At 26.0% G+C, this 19,226-nt stretch carries 17 protein-coding genes; 11 read left to right on the plus strand and 6 right to left on the minus strand.

Annotation, left to right across the window (positions count from 1 at the left end; all coding sequences use genetic code 11):
• The first annotated feature begins 69 nt into the window (after positions 1-69).
• The 7 genes from BHYOB78_RS05455 to BHYOB78_RS05485 all read left to right on the plus strand — a co-directional run bounded on the left by BHYOB78_RS05455 (position 70) and on the right by BHYOB78_RS05485 (position 8,992).
• Complete coding sequence (locus tag BHYOB78_RS05455; protein WP_020063439.1) at positions 70-2,706, plus strand: ankyrin repeat domain-containing protein; 2,637 nt, start codon at positions 70-72, stop codon at positions 2,704-2,706.
• A gap of 167 nt (positions 2,707-2,873) precedes the next feature.
• Positions 2,874-3,908 (plus strand): NADH:flavin oxidoreductase/NADH oxidase, encoded by a 1,035-nt coding sequence (locus BHYOB78_RS05460; protein WP_012669803.1) that lies wholly within the window; start codon positions 2,874-2,876, stop codon positions 3,906-3,908.
• 159 nt (positions 3,909-4,067) lie between these two features.
• Positions 4,068-4,625, plus strand: coding sequence for a flavodoxin domain-containing protein (locus BHYOB78_RS05465; RefSeq protein ID WP_012669804.1), 558 nt, complete (start codon positions 4,068-4,070; stop codon positions 4,623-4,625).
• Between the two features lie 425 nt (positions 4,626-5,050).
• Positions 5,051-6,703, plus strand: a complete 1,653-nt coding sequence (locus BHYOB78_RS05470) for a phytoene desaturase family protein (RefSeq protein WP_145945201.1) — start codon at positions 5,051-5,053, stop codon at positions 6,701-6,703.
• Positions 6,704-6,819: 116 nt separating this feature from the next.
• Entirely contained in the window at positions 6,820-7,320 is a 501-nt protein-coding gene (locus BHYOB78_RS05475) for a DUF2147 domain-containing protein (protein WP_020063441.1), read from the plus strand.
• Between the two features lie 121 nt (positions 7,321-7,441).
• Positions 7,442-8,350 (plus strand): hypothetical protein, encoded by a 909-nt coding sequence (locus tag BHYOB78_RS05480; protein ID WP_020063442.1) that lies wholly within the window; start codon positions 7,442-7,444, stop codon positions 8,348-8,350.
• A gap of 132 nt (positions 8,351-8,482) precedes the next feature.
• Positions 8,483-8,992, plus strand: a complete 510-nt coding sequence (locus BHYOB78_RS05485) for a DUF2147 domain-containing protein (protein WP_020063443.1) — start codon at positions 8,483-8,485, stop codon at positions 8,990-8,992.
• Positions 8,993-9,060: 68 nt separating this feature from the next.
• Here BHYOB78_RS05485 and BHYOB78_RS05490 read toward each other — a convergent pair whose 3' ends face one another.
• The 3 genes from BHYOB78_RS05490 to BHYOB78_RS05500 all read right to left on the minus strand — a co-directional run bounded on the left by BHYOB78_RS05490 (position 9,061) and on the right by BHYOB78_RS05500 (position 12,051).
• On the minus strand, positions 9,061-9,987 hold the full coding sequence (locus BHYOB78_RS05490; protein ID WP_020063444.1) for a DMT family transporter: 927 nt from the start codon (positions 9,985-9,987) through the stop codon (positions 9,061-9,063).
• A gap of 67 nt (positions 9,988-10,054) precedes the next feature.
• Positions 10,055-11,200, minus strand: coding sequence for an MFS transporter (locus BHYOB78_RS05495; protein WP_020063445.1), 1,146 nt, complete (start codon positions 11,198-11,200; stop codon positions 10,055-10,057).
• An 80-nt stretch (positions 11,201-11,280) separates the two neighbouring features.
• Entirely contained in the window at positions 11,281-12,051 is a 771-nt protein-coding gene (locus BHYOB78_RS05500; protein WP_020063446.1) for an HAD-IIA family hydrolase, read from the minus strand.
• 250 nt (positions 12,052-12,301) lie between these two features.
• Between BHYOB78_RS05500 and BHYOB78_RS05505 the strand changes: the two genes are divergently transcribed.
• Positions 12,302-14,257, plus strand: a complete 1,956-nt coding sequence (locus BHYOB78_RS05505) for a hypothetical protein (RefSeq protein ID WP_020063447.1) — start codon at positions 12,302-12,304, stop codon at positions 14,255-14,257.
• Between the two features lie 193 nt (positions 14,258-14,450).
• Here BHYOB78_RS05505 and BHYOB78_RS13905 read toward each other — a convergent pair whose 3' ends face one another.
• On the minus strand, positions 14,451-14,576 hold the full coding sequence (locus BHYOB78_RS13905; RefSeq protein ID WP_260846910.1) for a hypothetical protein: 126 nt from the start codon (positions 14,574-14,576) through the stop codon (positions 14,451-14,453).
• Between the two features lie 898 nt (positions 14,577-15,474).
• Here BHYOB78_RS13905 and BHYOB78_RS05515 point away from each other — a divergent pair.
• Together BHYOB78_RS05515 and BHYOB78_RS05520 are read left to right on the plus strand one after the other, a co-directional pair.
• Positions 15,475-16,161, plus strand: coding sequence for a hypothetical protein (locus tag BHYOB78_RS05515; protein WP_020063449.1), 687 nt, complete (start codon positions 15,475-15,477; stop codon positions 16,159-16,161).
• Positions 16,162-16,169: 8 nt separating this feature from the next.
• The gene (locus BHYOB78_RS05520) at positions 16,170-16,847 is read left to right on the plus strand and encodes a hypothetical protein (RefSeq protein WP_020063450.1); all 678 of its coding nucleotides are present in this window, start codon (positions 16,170-16,172) and stop codon (positions 16,845-16,847) included.
• A gap of 94 nt (positions 16,848-16,941) precedes the next feature.
• Here BHYOB78_RS05520 and BHYOB78_RS05525 read toward each other — a convergent pair whose 3' ends face one another.
• Both BHYOB78_RS05525 and BHYOB78_RS05530 read right to left on the minus strand, forming a co-directional pair.
• Positions 16,942-17,946 carry an aldose epimerase family protein gene (locus tag BHYOB78_RS05525; RefSeq protein ID WP_020063451.1) on the minus strand — a complete coding sequence of 335 codons (1,005 nt, stop codon included), beginning with the start codon at positions 17,944-17,946 and terminating at the stop codon, positions 16,942-16,944.
• Between the two features lie 279 nt (positions 17,947-18,225).
• Positions 18,226-18,621: a secondary thiamine-phosphate synthase enzyme YjbQ gene (locus BHYOB78_RS05530; protein WP_012669818.1), complete on the minus strand. Its 396-nt coding sequence runs from the start codon at positions 18,619-18,621 to the stop codon at positions 18,226-18,228.
• A gap of 95 nt (positions 18,622-18,716) precedes the next feature.
• Between BHYOB78_RS05530 and BHYOB78_RS05535 the strand changes: the two genes are divergently transcribed.
• A complete protein-coding gene (locus BHYOB78_RS05535) occupies positions 18,717-19,220 on the plus strand; it encodes a pyridoxamine 5'-phosphate oxidase family protein (RefSeq protein WP_038369804.1) in 504 nt (167 codons plus the stop codon).
• The last annotated feature ends 6 nt before the right edge of the window (positions 19,221-19,226 follow it).

Consider the following 19,226-nt stretch of genomic DNA (forward strand, 5'->3'; position numbering starts at 1 on the left):
TGTTATATTGCATTAATTAATTATTATTATATAATTTTTTATATTATGTTTACTGGGGAATTATTTTTTATGATTAGAAACGGATTTTTATTAATTATATTGCTTTTTACTATTAGTTTCAATATATTTGCATTAACTCAAAAAGAGCAGGAATTTTTTGATGCTATAAAAGAAAATAAATATGAATCACAATTAAAAAATCTTTTAAGATATAAAATGGATTTGAATGCTACAAATGAAAAAGGATTAACTCCGCTTTTGTATGCTATTGAATGCGGTAATGAAAAAGCTGTAAGAGTATTGCTTGAATATAATGATGTTAATATAGAAGCTAAACTTCCAGATGATTTTGCAGATTATCCGTATATAAATAAATTTGAAGGAGATAGCTTTAATATAGGAGGATCTACTCCTTTAATGTTTGCTATATTCAAAAATAATTCTAGAATAGTTAAACAGTTAATAGATAAAAATGCTGATGTTAAAGCTAGAGATAATGAAGGAACTCCTGTTTTTTTATATGCATGCGGTTTTGGAAACGGTAATATTATAAGAATGCTTCTTGTAAAAGATAGAACATTAGCTAATGATAAAACATCTAATGGTAATATTAATGGACTTCATTATGCTGCTTCTCTTAATAATTTAGAAAATATAAATTTTTTAGTGAAAAATGTTAATATGAATATAAATGATAGAGATTCAAACGGATGCACTGCTTTATATTATGCTGCTTATTATAAAAAAAGAGAGTCGTATAATCTTCTTATTAAACTTGGTGCTAATAAAGATATAGGTGATAATTATGGAGTAAAGCCTGAATATGTTTTATCAGGAGGAAGTTCATCTATTGATTTAGGTGATAATTCTACTAACAATGAAGATAATTTACTTACAAATACTGATGATGAAAATATGTTAATTGCAAGAACCATTCAAACATCAGACACTAATGCTTTAAGAAATATAATGATGTATTCTAACTTTAATATGAATTCTATAATTATATCTTATGAAACTCCTCTTACTTATGCTATACATCTTAGCAAAGATGATATGGTTAATGAGCTTCTTAAGTATAGAATGAATAATACAAATATTATTAATATAGAAACTTCTTTTTTACCAGCAGAAGAAGTGTATTTTGATGAAAGCACTAATGGAATAGAAGCTGTAGGCAATGTATATTTGGGTGATGCTAGTCCTTTGCAGTATGCTATATTTAACGGTAATACTAATATAATAAATACTCTTTTAAGACTTGGAGCAGATATAAATAGAAAAGACAGTTTAGGAAATAATGCTTTGATGTATGCAGCAAGCTATGGAAGTGCAGAAATTATTGATACGATTTTAAATTATTCAAGTAATGCTTATAGAGTTGTTGATATATATGGGGATACTCCTTTGCATAATGCAGCTGCATTAGGAAATACTAATACTTTGATTGCTCTTATGAATAGAACTCCTATTAATATAAATGCACAAAATATAGATGGTAATACACCTTTGCATTTTGCAGTAAAAAATCATAATAGTAATACATATAGATTCTTATTATTAAAAGGTGCTGATTATACTATAAAAAATTATGATGGAAAAACTGCTTCTGATTTACTTTATGGTGATGGAGTTGAGAGTATAGAAAATATTATAGGTAATAATACATATACAAATAACATTATGACAAATGGTGTTATTGATACAAATAATGGTTATTATAGTGATTTTTATACCAATGAAAGATTAAATAATAGTAAAGCAAATAATGATTTATATGGAAATACAAATTTAAATAATATAGATACAAACTATAATACAGTAGTTACTAATTCATATTATAACATGCAGTACGATAATAATGATATGATTGATGATGTTAAAATTGTACAGGCTAATACTTTTGCTGATGATTTAATATATGAGTATAGTGATGATAAAACTCTTGATGATGCGAATGATGATTATGTAGAGCCTGATACAAGTGATGATTATTCAGATATATATGAAGCAAGCAAGCCTTTATTTGATGCTATATATAATGGTAACATTCAAGATATAATGAAAGCTGTTTCAAGCGGTATAGATATAAATTCAAGAAATGCAGAAGGTTTCACTCCATTACTTTATGCTATTAATTATGATAAATTAGAAGCTATGAAAGCGCTTTTAAGTTATAGTAATGCTATAGATATAGAGATGCCTCTTAACAATTACACTAATACTTATTCTGTAAAAGGAGGCAATTTTAGCGGAGAAGTATTATTTAACGGCACAACTCCTTTACAATATGCAATATTCAAAGGCAATACTAATGCTGTGAATCTGCTTATAGAAAATGGTGCTGATATGAGAAAAAAAGATTATAATGGTTACTGCAGTTTATTTTATGCATCAGCATTTTCTACTCCGGATATGATATATTTTTTACTCACAAAAGATTCATCTTTAACTAGAGAAAAATCTTTAAGCGGAAGAACTGTTATTCATTTTGCTACGATTTATGGTAATGACAGTGCCATATCATATTATTTATCAAACACTTTTTTAAGTATTAATGCTCAGGATAATGAAGGAAATACTCCTTTGCATTATGCCAATGAAAAAGGATATGCTTCAACTATAAAACTTCTTATAGAAAGAGGGGCAAGAACTGATATAAAAAATAATGCAGGGCTTATAGCTTCCGATCTATTAAAAAAATAAATGTATGAAATGTATGTTAAATACTTTATTCTGGTAATCACATTTAATTAAAGATAATATAACTATGAATTAATTATATTGTGAAATTGAAATATAATGAAAATTATTATATACTATATACTACTATATGATGAAAAATATTCAATATTTTAATTAGGAGTTATTTTATGAAACCAGAAAAAAGTAATCTTTTTACACCTTTGAAAATAGGAAGCCTTGAAATAAAAAACCGTGTAGTAATGCCTCCAATGTGTATGTATTCTGCTGAGGATGGATATGTTAATGATTGGTATATTCAGCATTATGCTACAAGAGCTATAGGCGGAACAGGTTTAATCATTGTTGAAGCTACAGGAGTACTTCCTTATGTAAGTTCTATTACTGACGGAGATTTAGGTATATGGGACGATAAATATATTGATGGTTTATCTAAATTGGTAAACGCTATTAAAAGCAATGGCGCTGCTGCCGGCATACAAATAAACCATGCTGGAAGAAAGTGTGAATCTGTAAAAGTTGATAAAATTTATGCTCCTACAGCTGAAGCATTCAATGATAAATATAGAACACCTGTTGAAATGACTAAAGATGATATTAACGAGGTTGTTGATGCATTTGTTAAAGCTTTTGTAAGAGCTAAAAAAGCAGGTTTTGATATGGTAGAAGTTCATGCTGCTCATGGATATTTAATTTCTACATTCTTATCACCATTATCAAATAAGAGAACTGATGAATATGGTAAAAACAGAGCTAAAATTTTAGAAGAGATTTTAAGAAAAGGTAAAGAGGCAGTAGGTAAAGATTATCCTATACAAATAAGAATATCTTCTTACGATTGGAGAGAGGGCGGAAACACAGTAAAAGATTTTGCTGATATGTTAAAACCATTAGAAGCAGAAGGTTTATTCGATTCTATAAATGTTAGTACAGGTGCTGTTACTGCTGACGGAAAAATTATTCCTTATGAAGGATATCAAATTCCTTTCTGCCGTGAATTAAAACAATATATGAAAGTTCCTTGTATTGGCGGAGGACTTATATATGATCCTAAAATGGCTAATATGATGGTAAGAAACGGAGCTGCTGATGCTATCTATATCGGAAGAGAATTATTAAGAAATCCATATTGGGCATTGCAGGCTGCTAGAACTTTAGGTATTGATGTACCATTCCCTAAACAATATGAACAAGCTAAAAGATAATAATCATTAATATTTTTTATTTAGTTTTAAGTCTGATTATGTTTTATACATAGTCAGACTTTTTTATTAAATATAAACTGACTATCATTATCTTTGACAAAATTGTTTATTTTTATTATAATGTTATATTATATAATTAATTTTTTACAGGGTTAATTTATGTCAAATAAAATTGCTGTGCTTTATAAAAGTAAATATGGAACTACAAGAACTTATGCTAAGTGGATAGCTGATAAAGTTCATGGGGATCTTTATAGTATTGATAATGTAACTTTTCAAAATTTAGATACTTATGATTTTATTGTTTTTGCCGGGGCCTTGTATGCGGGTAAGCTTTCATCAGCTAAAGGTATAAAAAAATTCTATAAAAAATTAAAAGGCAGAAAGAATTTATATTGTGTGATAGTTGGACTTACCAATCCTGAAGATAAAGAAACATATAATAATGCAATTAATCAAAATTTTAAATCAGATGAAAAAGAATATATGAAATTTTATTTTTTGCGTGGAAGTATAGATTTTGATAAATTGAAACTTCATCATGCATTGATGATGTATATGCTTAAAAGAATAATATCTGCCAAATCAATAAAAACAGAAGATGAAAAAGCATTATTAGAAAATTATGGAAAAAAAATAGATTTTCTCAATAAAACTTCTGTTGAAGAAATAGTGTTGGATATAAAAAATAAAAATAAAGAACTTCAAAATAAATAATATTTTTCTATAAAGTTAAAAATATATCTTTTATAATAAAAATTTATTTCAAATAATAAAAATACATATTTTATTAGTATTATGATTTATAAAAAGTATTATTAAATATAATATGATATTTATTTACTGTATTATTTTTATATAAATTTATTTCTATCTTTATTAATTTGAGTAAATATATTTTATTTTTTTTATTATTATGTCATTTTTATGTAATTAGAATGTAAAAAAATAATATAAAACATAAAATTTATTATACATTTTATACTGTTATGTCAATAAATGGTAATTTTTTAAAAAAAATGAACTATATATACGCATTTTTTATAAAAAACGCTTGTATTTATATTGGTATTTGTTATATTATAGATATAAGCAAAAACAAATAAAAACGCTTATAACTAAAAATAAAAACAATTATTAAAATGATAAAGGAGTATATAAATATGACTAACAATAACAAATACGATATAGTAATAATAGGTTCAGGATTAGGAGGATTAACTTCAGGAGCTTATTTAGCAAAAAAAGGAAAGAAAGTTTTAGTTTTAGAAAGCCACAATATAGTTGGCGGATGTGCTACAGTATATAAAAGAAAAAATGTTAAGTTTGAAGTAGGTCTTCATGAAATGGATATGGCTAAAAAAAGCAGAGATGGAAAATATCCTATATTAAAACAATTAGGTATTTATGACAGAGTTGATTTTGTTAAATTGCCTCAAACTTGGAGAATAAAAACAGAGTCTACAGATTTAGTTATACCTGAAGGTTATCAGAATGTTATGAATACATTAGAAAAAGAATTCCCAGAGGAGAAAGGCGGTATAAGAAAATATTTCGGCGGGCTTTCAAGAATTATGTATATGATAAGAAGACTTCCTTATGACTTGAAGTTTTTTGATTTCCTATTTTATCCTATAACAACATTCCCAATGAATTTATACCATTTATTTACTCAAAAGAAACTTGGAAATGTTTTGGATTCAATCATAAAAAGTGATAAGTTAAAAAGGATATTAAATATTAATATAACTTACTATCATGATAATCCTTATGAATTTACTTGGTATTATCATGCTTGTGCTCAAGGCGGATACTATAACCAAGCTTGTTTCATCAAAGGCGGAAGTCAAAACTTATCAAATGCTTTAGCTGATATAATAAGAGAAAACGGCGGAGAGGTGAGAGTTTCTTCAGAAGTTAAGAAAATAAATGTAAAAGGAAATATTGCTGAAGGTGTTACTTACTTTGACAAAAGAGCAAAAGAGGAAGTTACAGTGAATGCTGATTATGTAATAGCTAATGCTGCACCTAAAGTAGTATATGATGAGCTTCTTCCAAAAGGATATGAGGATAAGAGAATAAATAAACTTAAAAACTCTGTATCATTATACACAGTTTACATAATATTTAAGAAGAAATTTACAGAGCTTTATCCTAACAATGCATACTCTACTTTTATAAGTACAGAAAAAATGTTGAATACTCCATTTAAAGAAGATGCTAAAGGACAAAGAAACATACCAGTAGAAGATAGAAACTTTGTATTTGTTGATTATTCTACAATAGACAGTGGACTTGTAGAAGAAGGTGATGAACGTTCATTTGCTGTATTGACAGGGCCTTCATATTTAGATGAATGGAAAGATTTAAGCGATGAAGATTATAAAGCTAAAAAGAAAGAATTAGCAGAAAAATTGATAGACAGAGCAGAAAAGCATTATCCGGGATTCAGAGATAATATTGAGTACTATGAAGTTGCTACACCAAAAACAATAAAGAGATATATTAAAACTCCAGAGGGCACAGCTTATGGATTTGTTCAGGATGCTTATTTGAAAAAGAGCCGTTCTGTGAGAGTATCTCCTACAGTTAAGAATTTACATTTTGCTAGTGCTTGGGGATTTCCTGGCGGAGGATTTACAGGTGCTATAATGAGCGGATATTTGGCAGCAAGAAATATATTATTCCCTATAAAACCTTATATAGTGTTGAGAATACTTCTTTGTTCAGCATTCGGAACTGCTGTGGGTACTGCTCATCATTGGATTCCTGCTTTGATGAACTTGTTTAAGTAATAAATGAATCTTCACAGTTTTATTTAATATTGATTATGGTAAGACTGTGAATTTTGAAAACATATTATAAAAAATGAAAACATATAAACATAAAAACATAGAAAGGAGAAATATAAATGAAAAATAAAATCATAACAATACTAATTCTTACAATGATATCAAGTATAATGGCTTTTGGACAAAATGCTGATGATATAGTTGGATTATGGTACAGTCAGGCTGATGCTAAAAATAGAGTTTCTGTAGTTCAAATTTATAAAGAGAATAATAAATACTATGCCTATTCATTTGCCTATCAGAATTCTACTGATACTGTGAATGATGTTAATAATCCTAAAGCAGAATTAAGAAACTTGCCTTTAAAAGGACTTGTATATTTATATGATTTAGAGTTTTCAAAAGGCGAATGGAAAGGCGGTAAAATATATAATCCTGAACAGGGCAAAATATATAATGCCAAAGCAAGCCTTTCAGATAATAAACAAGAGTTAAAAATAAAAGCTACTATAGACGGAGCCGGACTTTTTGGTAAAACTCTTACTTGGAAGAAAGTGCCTAGCAATGAAGTTTCTAAATATACGCCATTAAATAAAAGTGAATTAAGAAAACTTAATTAAAAGACTCAATTAAAAATATATTAAGTCAGTGTATAGTAATTGCTGTACACTGACAGTAAAGAATGCAGAAGGAATATAGAAGAAATTATAAAGTTTACTGAATAAAAAATAGGAGAATATTATGAAAAAAATATTAGCAATTATACTCATTACAATTATAAATATACCGTTATTAGCACAAGAAGATGTAAAGCCTCAAAGGGATTTAACTGACAAGTCTGATGAAGGTTGGTATTTTTCAAATCACTTCTTAGGCAGGTGGAATCATTTTGGGGCTCTATATCAAGGTCAAGTATTTTATAAAAAGGCTTTGTTTAGAGAGATGAATAATTTCTTCTTTGCTGATTCTTATGTACTTGCCGGAATAGAGCAGGAATTCAGCAGCTTTTCAAGAACTTCTGCTTATGTGGAATTTCAGCCTTTAATAGCATTGAAAATGTTATTTAAGTTTACTTATGAAGCAGGACTTGCTGATCCGGGTAGACCTGTTTTAGTTGATAGTGATACTAAAGAATTCAATCATGCACTTCCTCCATTTACAGGACTTAATCCTATGAATAAAAAACCTCAGTATGTTGGAGGAAATACTATATATGTTCAGTTTGCTCCTACACTTACAATGGGAGGACCTGTTGGACCTGGACTTATAGCACTTATATATACTCCTTATATAAATTATGTAAGAGCATTTGGTGTTGATAAAAATGAATATGTTTATTTAGCAAGAGAGTCTATAGTTGTAAAGGCTGAAGATGTATATTTCAATCATGATATAAAATTAGGATACAGCATGAAAGAATGGGGTATGGCTTTTGCTATTAATACAACAATAGAGCATATGCTTTCTTCTAGTAAAGATTTATATAGAGTTGGATTATTTGCTGCATATTCTTATAAAAAGGCTTTAAATAGTGTACCTAGTCTTTCTCCATTCGTTAGTACTAAAATAGGTACATGGCTTGTTGAGAAACATGCACAATATAAATTTGCTATACAGTTGGATGCTGGTTTAGAATGGAAATTTTATTAATATATTTAATATTGTAAAACTTGCAGAGAGTTATATTTCTTTGCAAGTTTTTATAAAAATAATAAATATTTTACTAAAAGCAAAAACTTATGTTTTAGTATGCAAATAATATTTAATAAATTAAGGAAAATTATGAAGAAAAAATTTTTGTTTGTTTCAGCATTATTAATGTTTTCAGTATTAGCTTTGAATGCTCAAGATGTCAAAGCTAATGATATAGTAGGATTATGGTATGCTGAAAAAGATTCTCTAGGAAGAATTCCTGTTGTAGAGATTTATGAAGAGGGCGGAAAGTATTATGGTTATTCTTTTGCTTATAAGGAATCTTATTATGGACCAGATAGTTTGGATGAAAAAAATCCTAATCCTCAGCTTAGAAAACTTCCATTAAAAGGATTAGTGTATATTATGGGATTATCTTTTGATAAAAAAGAATGGAATGGAGGAAAAATATATAATCCTTATGACGGTAAAACTTACAATGGTAAAATATCTATAGACAAAGAAGGAAGACTTATTTTAAGAGGATCTATTGATAAGTCCGGAGTTTTTGGAAAATCTATGAAATGGACTAGAGTTCCTTATTCTGACAAATCAAGATTTACACCGCTTAAAAGATCAGAATTAAGAAAACTTAATTAATATTTCATAAATTATATAAACTATTTTTTATAACAGTAGTAGGGAGGCTTTAATAAAGTTTCCCTTTTTTATTTTCTATTTTTTATTTGATCTGTTATCTTGTCGCCTATGCTGCTGTATATTATGCCAAGAAGTATTAATATTCCTCCTAATACCTGAGATAATAATAATTTTTCATTGAGAAGTATAACAGCTTCCAAAGATGAAAAGAAAGGAACAGAATCATATATTATAGCTCCTTTTATTGCTCCTATTCTTGCAATGGCTATATTCCAAAATATAAATCCTAATGCAGATGGAAAAACACCTACATATAAAAGTATTAATCCTGTTTGCATATTTAAAGTATGGGCATTATTAGAAATATACAAATATATCATTGCTGCCATTAAAGGTATAAATCCTATAATAACCATAAGATAAAAGAAAATATGATGAGGCATTTCTTTAGGTTTTATTCTTAAAATTAAAGTATATATTGAAAATATTATAACAGCTATAAGCATATAAAAATCACCTATAGCAAATTGCAGTTTCATAAGAATTTCTATGCTTCCTTTAGTAATTAAAATAACAACTCCTACTATTACAGCTAATAATCCTATTTTCTGATATATAGTCAATTTTGTTTTCCATACAATTCTGCTAATTAATGCTATTACTATAGGAGATAAAGTAGCAAGCAAAGACATATTTGTTGCATTACTTGTATGTGCAGCCATGTATACAAATGTATTGAATAAAGTAACACTAAGTATTGATAATATTATAACTTGTATCCATATTCCTTTTATATATTTTATAGTATCTAACAGCTTTTTTATACAAAATGGAGTCAATACTAAAAGAGTAACAAGCCATCTGTAAAATGAAATTTCTATTGGTGTTAAATTCACAAGAAATCTAGCTGCTACAAAATTTCCACTCCATATAATAACTGCTAGTATTGCAAATATATAACCTGTATTATTATTTGTTTTATTGTTTTCTGACATAAAAAAATCCGTAAAAATTTAATGCAAATATACTATTATAAATTTTATTTTTTGCAATTATTTTTTATCATTTTATTATTTTTTCATATCTATTTTTTATATAATAAATAATTGCTGTTGCAGCAGATAAAAAAGAAATTAAAGCAAGTACAATATAGGCTATATTTATAGAATATATATCTATTAATTTACCTGTTATTATAGGAAATATAAAAATACCAAAAGAGTATGTGGATTGAAAAAATCCCATAGCTGATGATTTCTTTTCTATATCTATTTCTTTTATTGATTCACTAGTAAGCAAAGAAGCTAATATTCCTGAAGAAAATCCTCCAAAAATTTGAGAACCTATTATAATAAATACATTGCTGCTTGATATAACAGCTATGCAGTATAAAGCCATAATTACAAAAAATATTGGTATATACTTTCTTATATTATCTTCATTTTTTATTCTGCTTGGTGCAAAAGCTCCCAATATAGCAAAAAACATACTTACTATTGATGCCATACCGACATTTTGATCAGTTCCGCCAAGTTCTTTTATTCTATTTAATGTGAATGATATAACTGCAGCCATTTGTATTCCCTGCATTACTATAGCAAGCAATGAAAATACTATTAATCTTTTATTTTTTATTACTGAGAATAACCCTTTTATTGATAATTTTTTACTATTTTTTTTATCCTGAAGAAAAATACCCAATATAAAAACTAATGCTCCTGAAACAGCACTAACATAAAGAAGAAACTTCATTCCAAATTTATTATAAGAAAAAGCAGCTATTAAAAAAGCCAAGAACATGCCTGTAACGCTTGCTACTAGAGATTTACTTGTTGCTTTATATTCTTCACTTTTATCGAAGTAAGAAGCATATAGAACCATAAATACCGTCCAAATAGATGCAGATATTCCGCATAAAATTCCGCCGATCAAGAATCCTGAAGCATTTAAATTAAATAATCTTATTACAGCGCCAATAGATGTAAGAAGCCCTGCTAATAGTATAAATATTTTGCATTTTCCTACATAATCATTAAGAAGTCCGAATGGAAATTTCAAAAACATTTGTGCTGCACCATAAAGTCCTATAATGATTCCTATCATAGATGAATTTATATTAATAGATGATAAATAAGGAACTTGATATGGTATATAAACATATAATGAAAGCCATAATAATGTCATTATGATAAATAATAGATTAGACATGAAATTATCCCCAATTTTATAAAAATAAAGCTGTCTAATAAAATTAAACAGCTTTAATAATTAAATACTAAAATAATAAATTAAAATTTATCTACGTCTATATCAGCGACAGAATTAAATATATAATTTGGTCTGTATGGAAACTCTTCCATCATTGCTTTTGTAGTAACTCCAGAAAGTACTAAAGCAGTTTTCATACCGGCGCCAAGTCCGCCCAATATATCTGTATCCATTCTGTCACCAACCATTAATGTATTTTCACTATGGGCATTAATTTGGTTTTTAGCTATTGACATCATAATAGGATTTGGTTTTCCTACTATATAAGGTTTTTTACCTGTAGCTGTTTCTATTGCTGCCAATATAGGTCCTACTGCTGGTATTAATTCCCCATTAGGAGCTGGGTCTACTATATCCGGATTACAGCCTATAAATTTTGCACCTTTATTTATTAGATGCACTGCCTTTTGAAGCATATCAAAATTAAAAGCATTAGTTTTACCAACTACTACATAATCAGGATTAACATCATTGATACTATATCCTACATTATATAATTCACTTACAAGTCCTCCTGTTCCTATAACATAGGCTGTACCATTTGCAAGCTGTCTTTGCAAAAATATAGCTGTTGCTTGTGCTGCTGTGAAAAAATGTTTTTCATCTAATCCGCTTACACCCAATGACTCTAATTTTCTTTTTAAATCTCTAGGAGTTTGTTCGGCATTGTTTGTTAAAAATAGAAATGGTACATTTTTATACAATAGCATTTTTATAAAATCTTCTGCACCTTCTATTAGATTATTGCCTCTGTATATAACTCCGTCCATATCTGATATTATACTAATCATTTATTACCTCTATTATTGTTTATAAAAATTGTTCTCTCTCTTTGCAAAATATATTACAAGTAATCTTTACATTTTTATTTATTAATTTTAATTTATAAATTGTATAAATATAAAACAAAAAGTCAATTACAATTTTTTATTTTATTTTGTTTTAAATGTAGTTTAAAGTATAGTGCTTGTAAAAAAAAGATATTTTATATATAATATAGCTAAGTAAACATATTTTGTTGGAATGGATTATGGGGGTATTATGTTTAACAAAACAATTTATATTATTATATTAATCTATATGCTAATTTTTTCGAGCTGCAGTAAAAATGAAACAGCAAATAATAATTTAAATACAAATAATCAAGATAATTATTCTAGTAATATTAAAAAAAATGATAATAATTTTTTTGATATGAAATATGTTTATAAATCAATCAGAGTGGATAAAGAAAGCTTCAGTAATGCTTTACTCAGTTATTATCAAGATGCCAATTTCAGCAATATAATAAATAGAAATAAAGATTTCCTTAGTAAAAAACTAGTAGGAGATAATGACATAAAAAAATATGCTATAGATTATATATCTAATACATATCATAATCATTACAGCGATAATTTATCAGAAAATCATTTGCAAGATCAAAAACTAATTTTTTCTTATGCTTCAGAATATAATTATGTTGAACAAAATTTAGCTTTAAAAAAGGCTAGAGAACTTCTTTTGAGTATAAAGAATAAAGATGCTGATATTTATTTAGCTTTATTTTTATCTCATATGGCTACAGATTCTTTGTATTATTTTAATGATATGCAGAATTATTTAAAAGAGTGGAAAAAATTAGGTTCTACAAATATAGATATGATGATAGGTATAGTAGCTGAAGGTAATAATGTAAATAATATTTATTCAAATAAAATGAAATTAATAAATTATATAATAGAAGCTCCAAGTGATTTAGGTGTTGAAAAACTTATAGCTGATGCTTATGAAAATGGATTTTTAACTGATATATCAAAGAATACAGGTTATTTAGATATTTATAATGAGAATAATTATAATTTATCTTCTGTTATTTATAATAATACTTCTAATATATCATACTTTACTGTTTCAAAAGATATTGTAAATACAAACATTATAGACAAGTATATTAGAACTTATACAGGTAAAACTTTAAGCAGAGATAAAATGACTTCTCCTGTATATTATGAAAATTTTTATTATATATATAATCCATCCTTAGATGAGAAGTATGAGGATTTTGCAGATATATATTTTTTAGAGTTTAATAAAAATACATTTATTTATTCAATTAAAGGGAATAAACTTCAAGGTGTATATTATTTAAATCCTATGTTTATTGGAAATATTAAATATGCTGACTATAAAATAAAAGAAATATTTAATTTCCATCTTGGAGATGATTCAAAGTTGGATAGTGCAAAAATATCTGTTATTAAAACAACTGAGTTAAAAAACATATCCACAAATTCTCAATTTATATTAGATGGAAAATTTGATAAGAATAAATATGCTGAATATTTAGATGATATACTTTCTTTCCCAATATATAATCCTGAATTTTTCTTATGCGATATAAACAATGACGGAAAAGATGAAATAATGGTAAGAGGAACTTATAAACATTCAGGTGAAAGGAGTGGTATAGCTTCATATACTTTACTTTTAAAAGATAATTTGGAATTAAATTTAGAGAGTACCATTGGAAAATCTATAAATGGAAGCAGTAAGCAGGGACTTAATAATTTTCAAAAAATGTATTCAGAAGACGGTAAAAATAAAATACTTCTAGTAGATCCTTCAGCCAATACAGCACAAGATATATTTGCTGAGAATGGTGTTGTAAATGTATATGAGTTTACATACAAAACATATAAATATGAACCTAGATTAGTTTGGAAAGGAAAAATATTAAATGGAGTACCTGACGGAGTTTTAAAAACAGATGCTGGTTTTGATATGTACAAAGCAGAAAGCGACTCGGATAAAGCAATAGTATCTGACAAAACTTTAAGAATAGCGGATAAACTTATAACAGATGAATATTATAAAGAAGCTGAAAAATCAGATAAAGATAAGCAAGAAGAGCTTTTAGAAAAAAGACGTTCAGATATGAAAGCCATTCAAGATAAATATGGCGATGTAGTTCAGATAGAAAATGAAATGATGAAAATATTGGGTATAGATAAATAATAGTGAAAAGTGATAATATAAATACAGATGCTTATAAAAATATAATTAGGAATTTTAATATTGTTATAGGTATTGCTTTTATACTGTTTGTTTCTGCAATATACATTACTTATATATTTAATATTAATATTCCTAAATTAGATTCCAATACAGATTTAGCGGCATTGGAGATAATTGCATCAGAAAGTTTTATTTATAATATAAGAGTATTTTTTTCTTTTTTAATTCCATTATCATTTTTTATATTTTTATTTCTTTTTGTGCTTAATCCTATTAGTGTCAAATCTATATTGATATCTTTTGTATTTATTTTTCTCATTGCATTTTATTTGTATAAACTTCCTTATGAAGTATTAATTAATCCTTTTGAAAATTTATATGTATTTATTAAATTGATAATAAATATTATATCTGCAAATTTAATTTTGCTTTTTATAGTCGGTTTGTCATTTATTAGATATGATATAAAAAAGTTTTCTGCTTTATATGATTTTTATACTATGATTACTGAAATTATAATATGGAGTTTTTTGATACTATTTATAATTTTATTAATAATATCTTCTATATCTGCTTTATTATATTTCAATGATAAAATAGAAGTCAAAAAAATTTTAAAATTTCTAGTGATAAATGATATGAAAAATTTTAAAATACTTTTATCTATTTTTTCTGTATTAAATATTTCTATAATTTATTTTTCATATTTATTATATAATAAAATGATTAATACGAAATTATCAATAAGTGTTTCTAGGGTAATTACTCCTATTATATCTATTTCATCTGTTATGATTATAGCAGCAACTTTGAAATATAATATTATAAGCAATCATTATTTTAAATTTTTATTATTATTATATTTTTTATTTATGATAATTTTTGTATTGAATATTTTTCTATTTAGAATAGACAAAGAACATAACAAGATAGAATATTATATATATGTAATTTCAAATATATTTGGCATTATATTTTCAGTATTTTTATTTTATATATATTTAATAGAAAATATGCATAGTTGTTTTATCATATTTAATGTAATAGTTATTATTAATTTTTTATATAATATATATATGTCTATTATAAAAAATAATAGAAAATTGGTATTTTTATATAATTTTTCATATATAATATTTTTTATTATTTTATTATTTGTTGACTTTATATAATATTTTGCTATACTATATATATGTATAAAATACTTTGGAGGGAATTTGAAAAATAGAGTATTTTTAACAATTATTTTAATTTTTGTTATTGCTTTTAACTTGCAAGCAGTCAATTTATCTATTGGAATTATAAGCCAGTTTGGTATGAGCGGTGCCAATACAAATGCTTCTAAAATATTTCCGTCTGGTTTCAGGGATTTTGACACTGGATTTTTATTTTCAATAGGTGCTAATCAGCCTATATCGTCTTCTATGTCTTTTTCTGTACTCCTTGATTTAGGATATTATTATGATTCTTATGATTTTAAATATATTATAGATGGAAATAGAGTAACTGAAAATTATCAATTTAACAGTTTTTTAATAGGCGGATATGCCAGATTTAATTTTGGATTTTTATCATTAGGAGCAGGTGGAGGTGCAAAAATACCTGGTTCGGCTACATATAGAATAAGCGGATATGAAATGGTTGGAAGATATAGATTTTCTTTTGGCGATTTGAGTGATATATTTGAAAGTGCAATTATTCCTTATTTAAGGTTTTCTATAGACTTTAGTATATTTAATTATTTGCTTATTGGAGTATATGCTAATTATGATTTCCCTTTGTATTTCCAGCATAATAATTATATGAGTGATGTATTAGTTAATAAAGATTCTATAAGTGCTTTTGATATAGGAATTCAATTTGGATATTATCTCAATATAAATTTTGATAGAAATTATTATTAGGAGATACTATGAAAAAAATATTTATATTATTTATTTTGTTTTTATCTTTTAATGCTCTTTATTCTGCTGACTTTGTTATGGGCTTTGTAGGAAGAGTTGGAGCCAGCAGTGCTACCACTGATAGAAATAAGATATTTTCATCAGATTTCAGAGATTTTGATAATTCTTTTTCTTTTCAGCCTGGAATATTTTGGGGATATGATGATCTATTATCAACTGCATTTCTTTTTGATATAGGATACAGTAAAGATAGATACGAAATCAAATATACTATAGATGGAAAAAGAGTATTAGAGAATTATAGTTTTGGAAGTTTTTCTATAGGATTATTTCCTAGACTTAATATAGGATTCTTCTCTATAGGTGTAGGTGGAGGAATTAAATTACCTATATCTTTAAAGTATACTATAGAGGGAGCTGAATTTAGCAGAGAAAGATATTCATTAGATTTTGGAGATATACAAGATGCCTTTACAACTTCATATATCCCTTATGTTAAACTTTCAGCAGATTTTCTTCTTAAAATCAGCAAAAAATTTATGATGTCATTTGGTTTATATGCTAATTATGATTTTCCTATTAATATAGATAAAAATGGTATATTCAAAGACTTTACAATCAATCAGGATTCTTTAGCTTCATTTGATATAGGTTTCCAAATGGGTATGTATTTCCTAAGTAGATAATGATAATATTATTTTATAATTAAACATATATAAAAAAATGAGGGCTTTATATTAAATATTGCCCTCATTTTTTTATTGAATAAAATTTAATTTATTATATTAAACTAAATTTGTATATTGTTCTATGATTATATTCTCTGTCAGGATAAAGTATAATGCTTGGGAAATGATTAAAATTCAAAGAACATGATAAATATTGAGTTTCTAAACAGAATGCTTCATGTTTGTTTAATATTTGATTTCTCACTTTAAAATTATTGAAATGATTAGCCGTATAGAATAATACAGAAGGTTTAGTAGTAAATACTTCTAAAGCTATATTTGTTTTTCTTGATAATATTTTAACTCTTCGTTTATTTATATTATTATCATCAAAAATAAAGCAATTATCGCATCCGTCTTTTGCTTTTATTATTTCATCAACTTTTTTTAATGAAGTGAAATCATATGGAGTATCTTTTGTTTTTAATATTTCACCTGAAGTTATACCGTTTTCATCTGCAAGATAGTATTTAGAATCTATAAACATTTCATGATCTTTAATACTTCCTCCGCCATTTAAATTAAAATATGAATGATTCATTATGTTTAAAGGAGTTGCTTTATCAGTAGTGGCAATATAGTCTATTATTATTTCATTTTCATCTGTAATTGTATATTTTACTATTAAATTAATATTTCCAGGATATCCTTCTTCTCCGTCTTTGGAAACATAAGAAAATAATACTTCATTGTCTTTTTTCTGTATTGATTTATACATCACATAAGATAGGCCGTTTATTCCTCCATGAGTATGATCAGGGGATTTATTTGCTGTTATATTATATTCTTTATCATCTATTGTGAATTTAGCACCTATAGTTCTTCCTGCAACTCTTCCTACTGTGGCACCCATATGACCATTTTTAGCTTCAGGCGTATAAAACTCTATATCATCAGAACCGAATGCAACTTCTACTTCTTTTCCATCCTTATCTTTGAAAAATATTCCTGTTATACTTGCTCCTACTTCTGCCAATTTTACTTTTAAGCCCTTATCATTTTCCAATGTATAGATATAAGAATTTTTTCCAAAATCTTCTTTTTTTGATCTAAACATAATAATATCCTTATAGTAATTTATATATATATTATACATTATTTTTATTTTTTTATATATAAATATTTTTAAAATTAATTTGTTTTTAATACATATATAGGGTATATTGACAATTTGTTTTTTATTTATATACTTTAAAATAAATATTTAAACTTACGGAGTAAATATGTGAATAATAATAGAGCTAATTGGTTCAATTGCTAACTTTATAAAAAGAAAATTTTTTACTAGTAAAGCCAAAAATACTAGAGAGGAATAAAATTATAGTATTAAGTATTTTTATTTTGATATAATCTGTACATAAACTTTTCTGTTTCTAGATCCATCGAATTCAAAAAAATATATATCCTGCCAAGTACCTAATACTATTTTTTTATTTTCTATTATTACTGTTAAACTAGGAGCTACCAAAGATGATAATACATGAGCTTGAGAGTTTCCTTCTCTATGTTCATAATTATCATGCTGAGGTACTAATTTATTAAAAGCATTCTTCATATCAAAAACAACATCAGGATCAGCATTTTCATTTATTCCAACTGCAGCAGTTGTATGCGGTACAAATATAACAGCTATTCCATTTTCTATATTTTCATCATCTATGCATTTTTGAACTTCAGCTGTTATATCAACTATATCGAATCTGGCTTTAGTTTTTACATTAATAGTATGCATTATAATATCCTTTTTATTATTTATGTAATATATTATATGATAATAAAATACTTGTCAATTTGATTATTTTTTTATTAATGTATATAATATTTAATATGTTTAGAGAGATGAGAAGAAAAAATCAATTATTATCAAATTCACAAAGCATTTCAATATTAGAAAAATGCAGTTCTGGAGTACTTGCTGTTTCAGGTGATGATGATTATCCTTATGCTGTTCCTTTAAGTTATGTTTATTATGATAATAAAATATTTTTTCATGTTGCTAAAAGCGGATATAAATTAGATGCTATAAAAAACAATAATAAAGTATCTTTCTGTGTTATAGAAAAAGATGATATAAAGCCTGAAGAGTATACAACTTATTATAGAAGCGTAATCGTTTTTGGTAAGGCTTTTATATTAGAAGATGATAATCAAAAAAGAGAAGCTATTGAAAAACTTGCATTAAAGTATTATCCTAATGATACGCAGTTAAATAGAAACACTGTAATTAATAGAGAATATAATGCCTTTTATATTATGGAGATACATATTGAATATATGACAGGAAAAGAGGCTATAGAGTTAGTTAATAATAGGTTAAATTATAATAAATAAAGGAGA

The sequence above is a fragment of the Brachyspira hyodysenteriae ATCC 27164 genome, from assembly GCF_001676785.2.
GTDB classification, from domain to species: domain Bacteria; phylum Spirochaetota; class Brachyspiria; order Brachyspirales; family Brachyspiraceae; genus Brachyspira; species Brachyspira hyodysenteriae.

What these genes read in the sequence shown, in the direction of transcription:
- BHYOB78_RS05455 (WP_020063439.1), top strand. Translation starts at nt 70, where the DNA reads ATGATTAGAAACGGATTTTTATTAATTATATTGCTTTTTACTATTAGT.
- BHYOB78_RS05460 (WP_012669803.1), top strand. Translation starts at nt 2,874, where the DNA reads ATGAAACCAGAAAAAAGTAATCTTTTTACACCTTTGAAAATAGGAAGC.
- BHYOB78_RS05465 (WP_012669804.1), top strand. Translation starts at nt 4,068, where the DNA reads ATGTCAAATAAAATTGCTGTGCTTTATAAAAGTAAATATGGAACTACA.
- BHYOB78_RS05470 (WP_145945201.1), top strand. Translation starts at nt 5,051, where the DNA reads ATGATAAAGGAGTATATAAATATGACTAACAATAACAAATACGATATA.
- BHYOB78_RS05475 (WP_020063441.1), top strand. Translation starts at nt 6,820, where the DNA reads ATGAAAAATAAAATCATAACAATACTAATTCTTACAATGATATCAAGT.
- BHYOB78_RS05480 (WP_020063442.1), top strand. Translation starts at nt 7,442, where the DNA reads ATGAAAAAAATATTAGCAATTATACTCATTACAATTATAAATATACCG.
- BHYOB78_RS05485 (WP_020063443.1), top strand. Translation starts at nt 8,483, where the DNA reads ATGAAGAAAAAATTTTTGTTTGTTTCAGCATTATTAATGTTTTCAGTA.
- BHYOB78_RS05490 (WP_020063444.1), bottom strand. Translation starts at nt 9,987, where the DNA reads ATGTCAGAAAACAATAAAACAAATAATAATACAGGTTATATATTTGCA.
- BHYOB78_RS05495 (WP_020063445.1), bottom strand. Translation starts at nt 11,200, where the DNA reads ATGTCTAATCTATTATTTATCATAATGACATTATTATGGCTTTCATTA.
- BHYOB78_RS05500 (WP_020063446.1), bottom strand. Translation starts at nt 12,051, where the DNA reads ATGATTAGTATAATATCAGATATGGACGGAGTTATATACAGAGGCAAT.
- BHYOB78_RS05505 (WP_020063447.1), top strand. Translation starts at nt 12,302, where the DNA reads ATGTTTAACAAAACAATTTATATTATTATATTAATCTATATGCTAATT.
- BHYOB78_RS13905 (WP_260846910.1), bottom strand. Translation starts at nt 14,576, where the DNA reads ATGAGAAAAATAAATACAAAAGATATCAATATAGATTTGACACTAATA.
- BHYOB78_RS05520 (WP_020063450.1), top strand. Translation starts at nt 16,170, where the DNA reads ATGAAAAAAATATTTATATTATTTATTTTGTTTTTATCTTTTAATGCT.
- BHYOB78_RS05525 (WP_020063451.1), bottom strand. Translation starts at nt 17,946, where the DNA reads ATGTTTAGATCAAAAAAAGAAGATTTTGGAAAAAATTCTTATATCTAT.
- BHYOB78_RS05530 (WP_012669818.1), bottom strand. Translation starts at nt 18,621, where the DNA reads ATGCATACTATTAATGTAAAAACTAAAGCCAGATTCGATATAGTTGAT.
- BHYOB78_RS05535 (WP_038369804.1), top strand. Translation starts at nt 18,717, where the DNA reads ATGTTTAGAGAGATGAGAAGAAAAAATCAATTATTATCAAATTCACAA.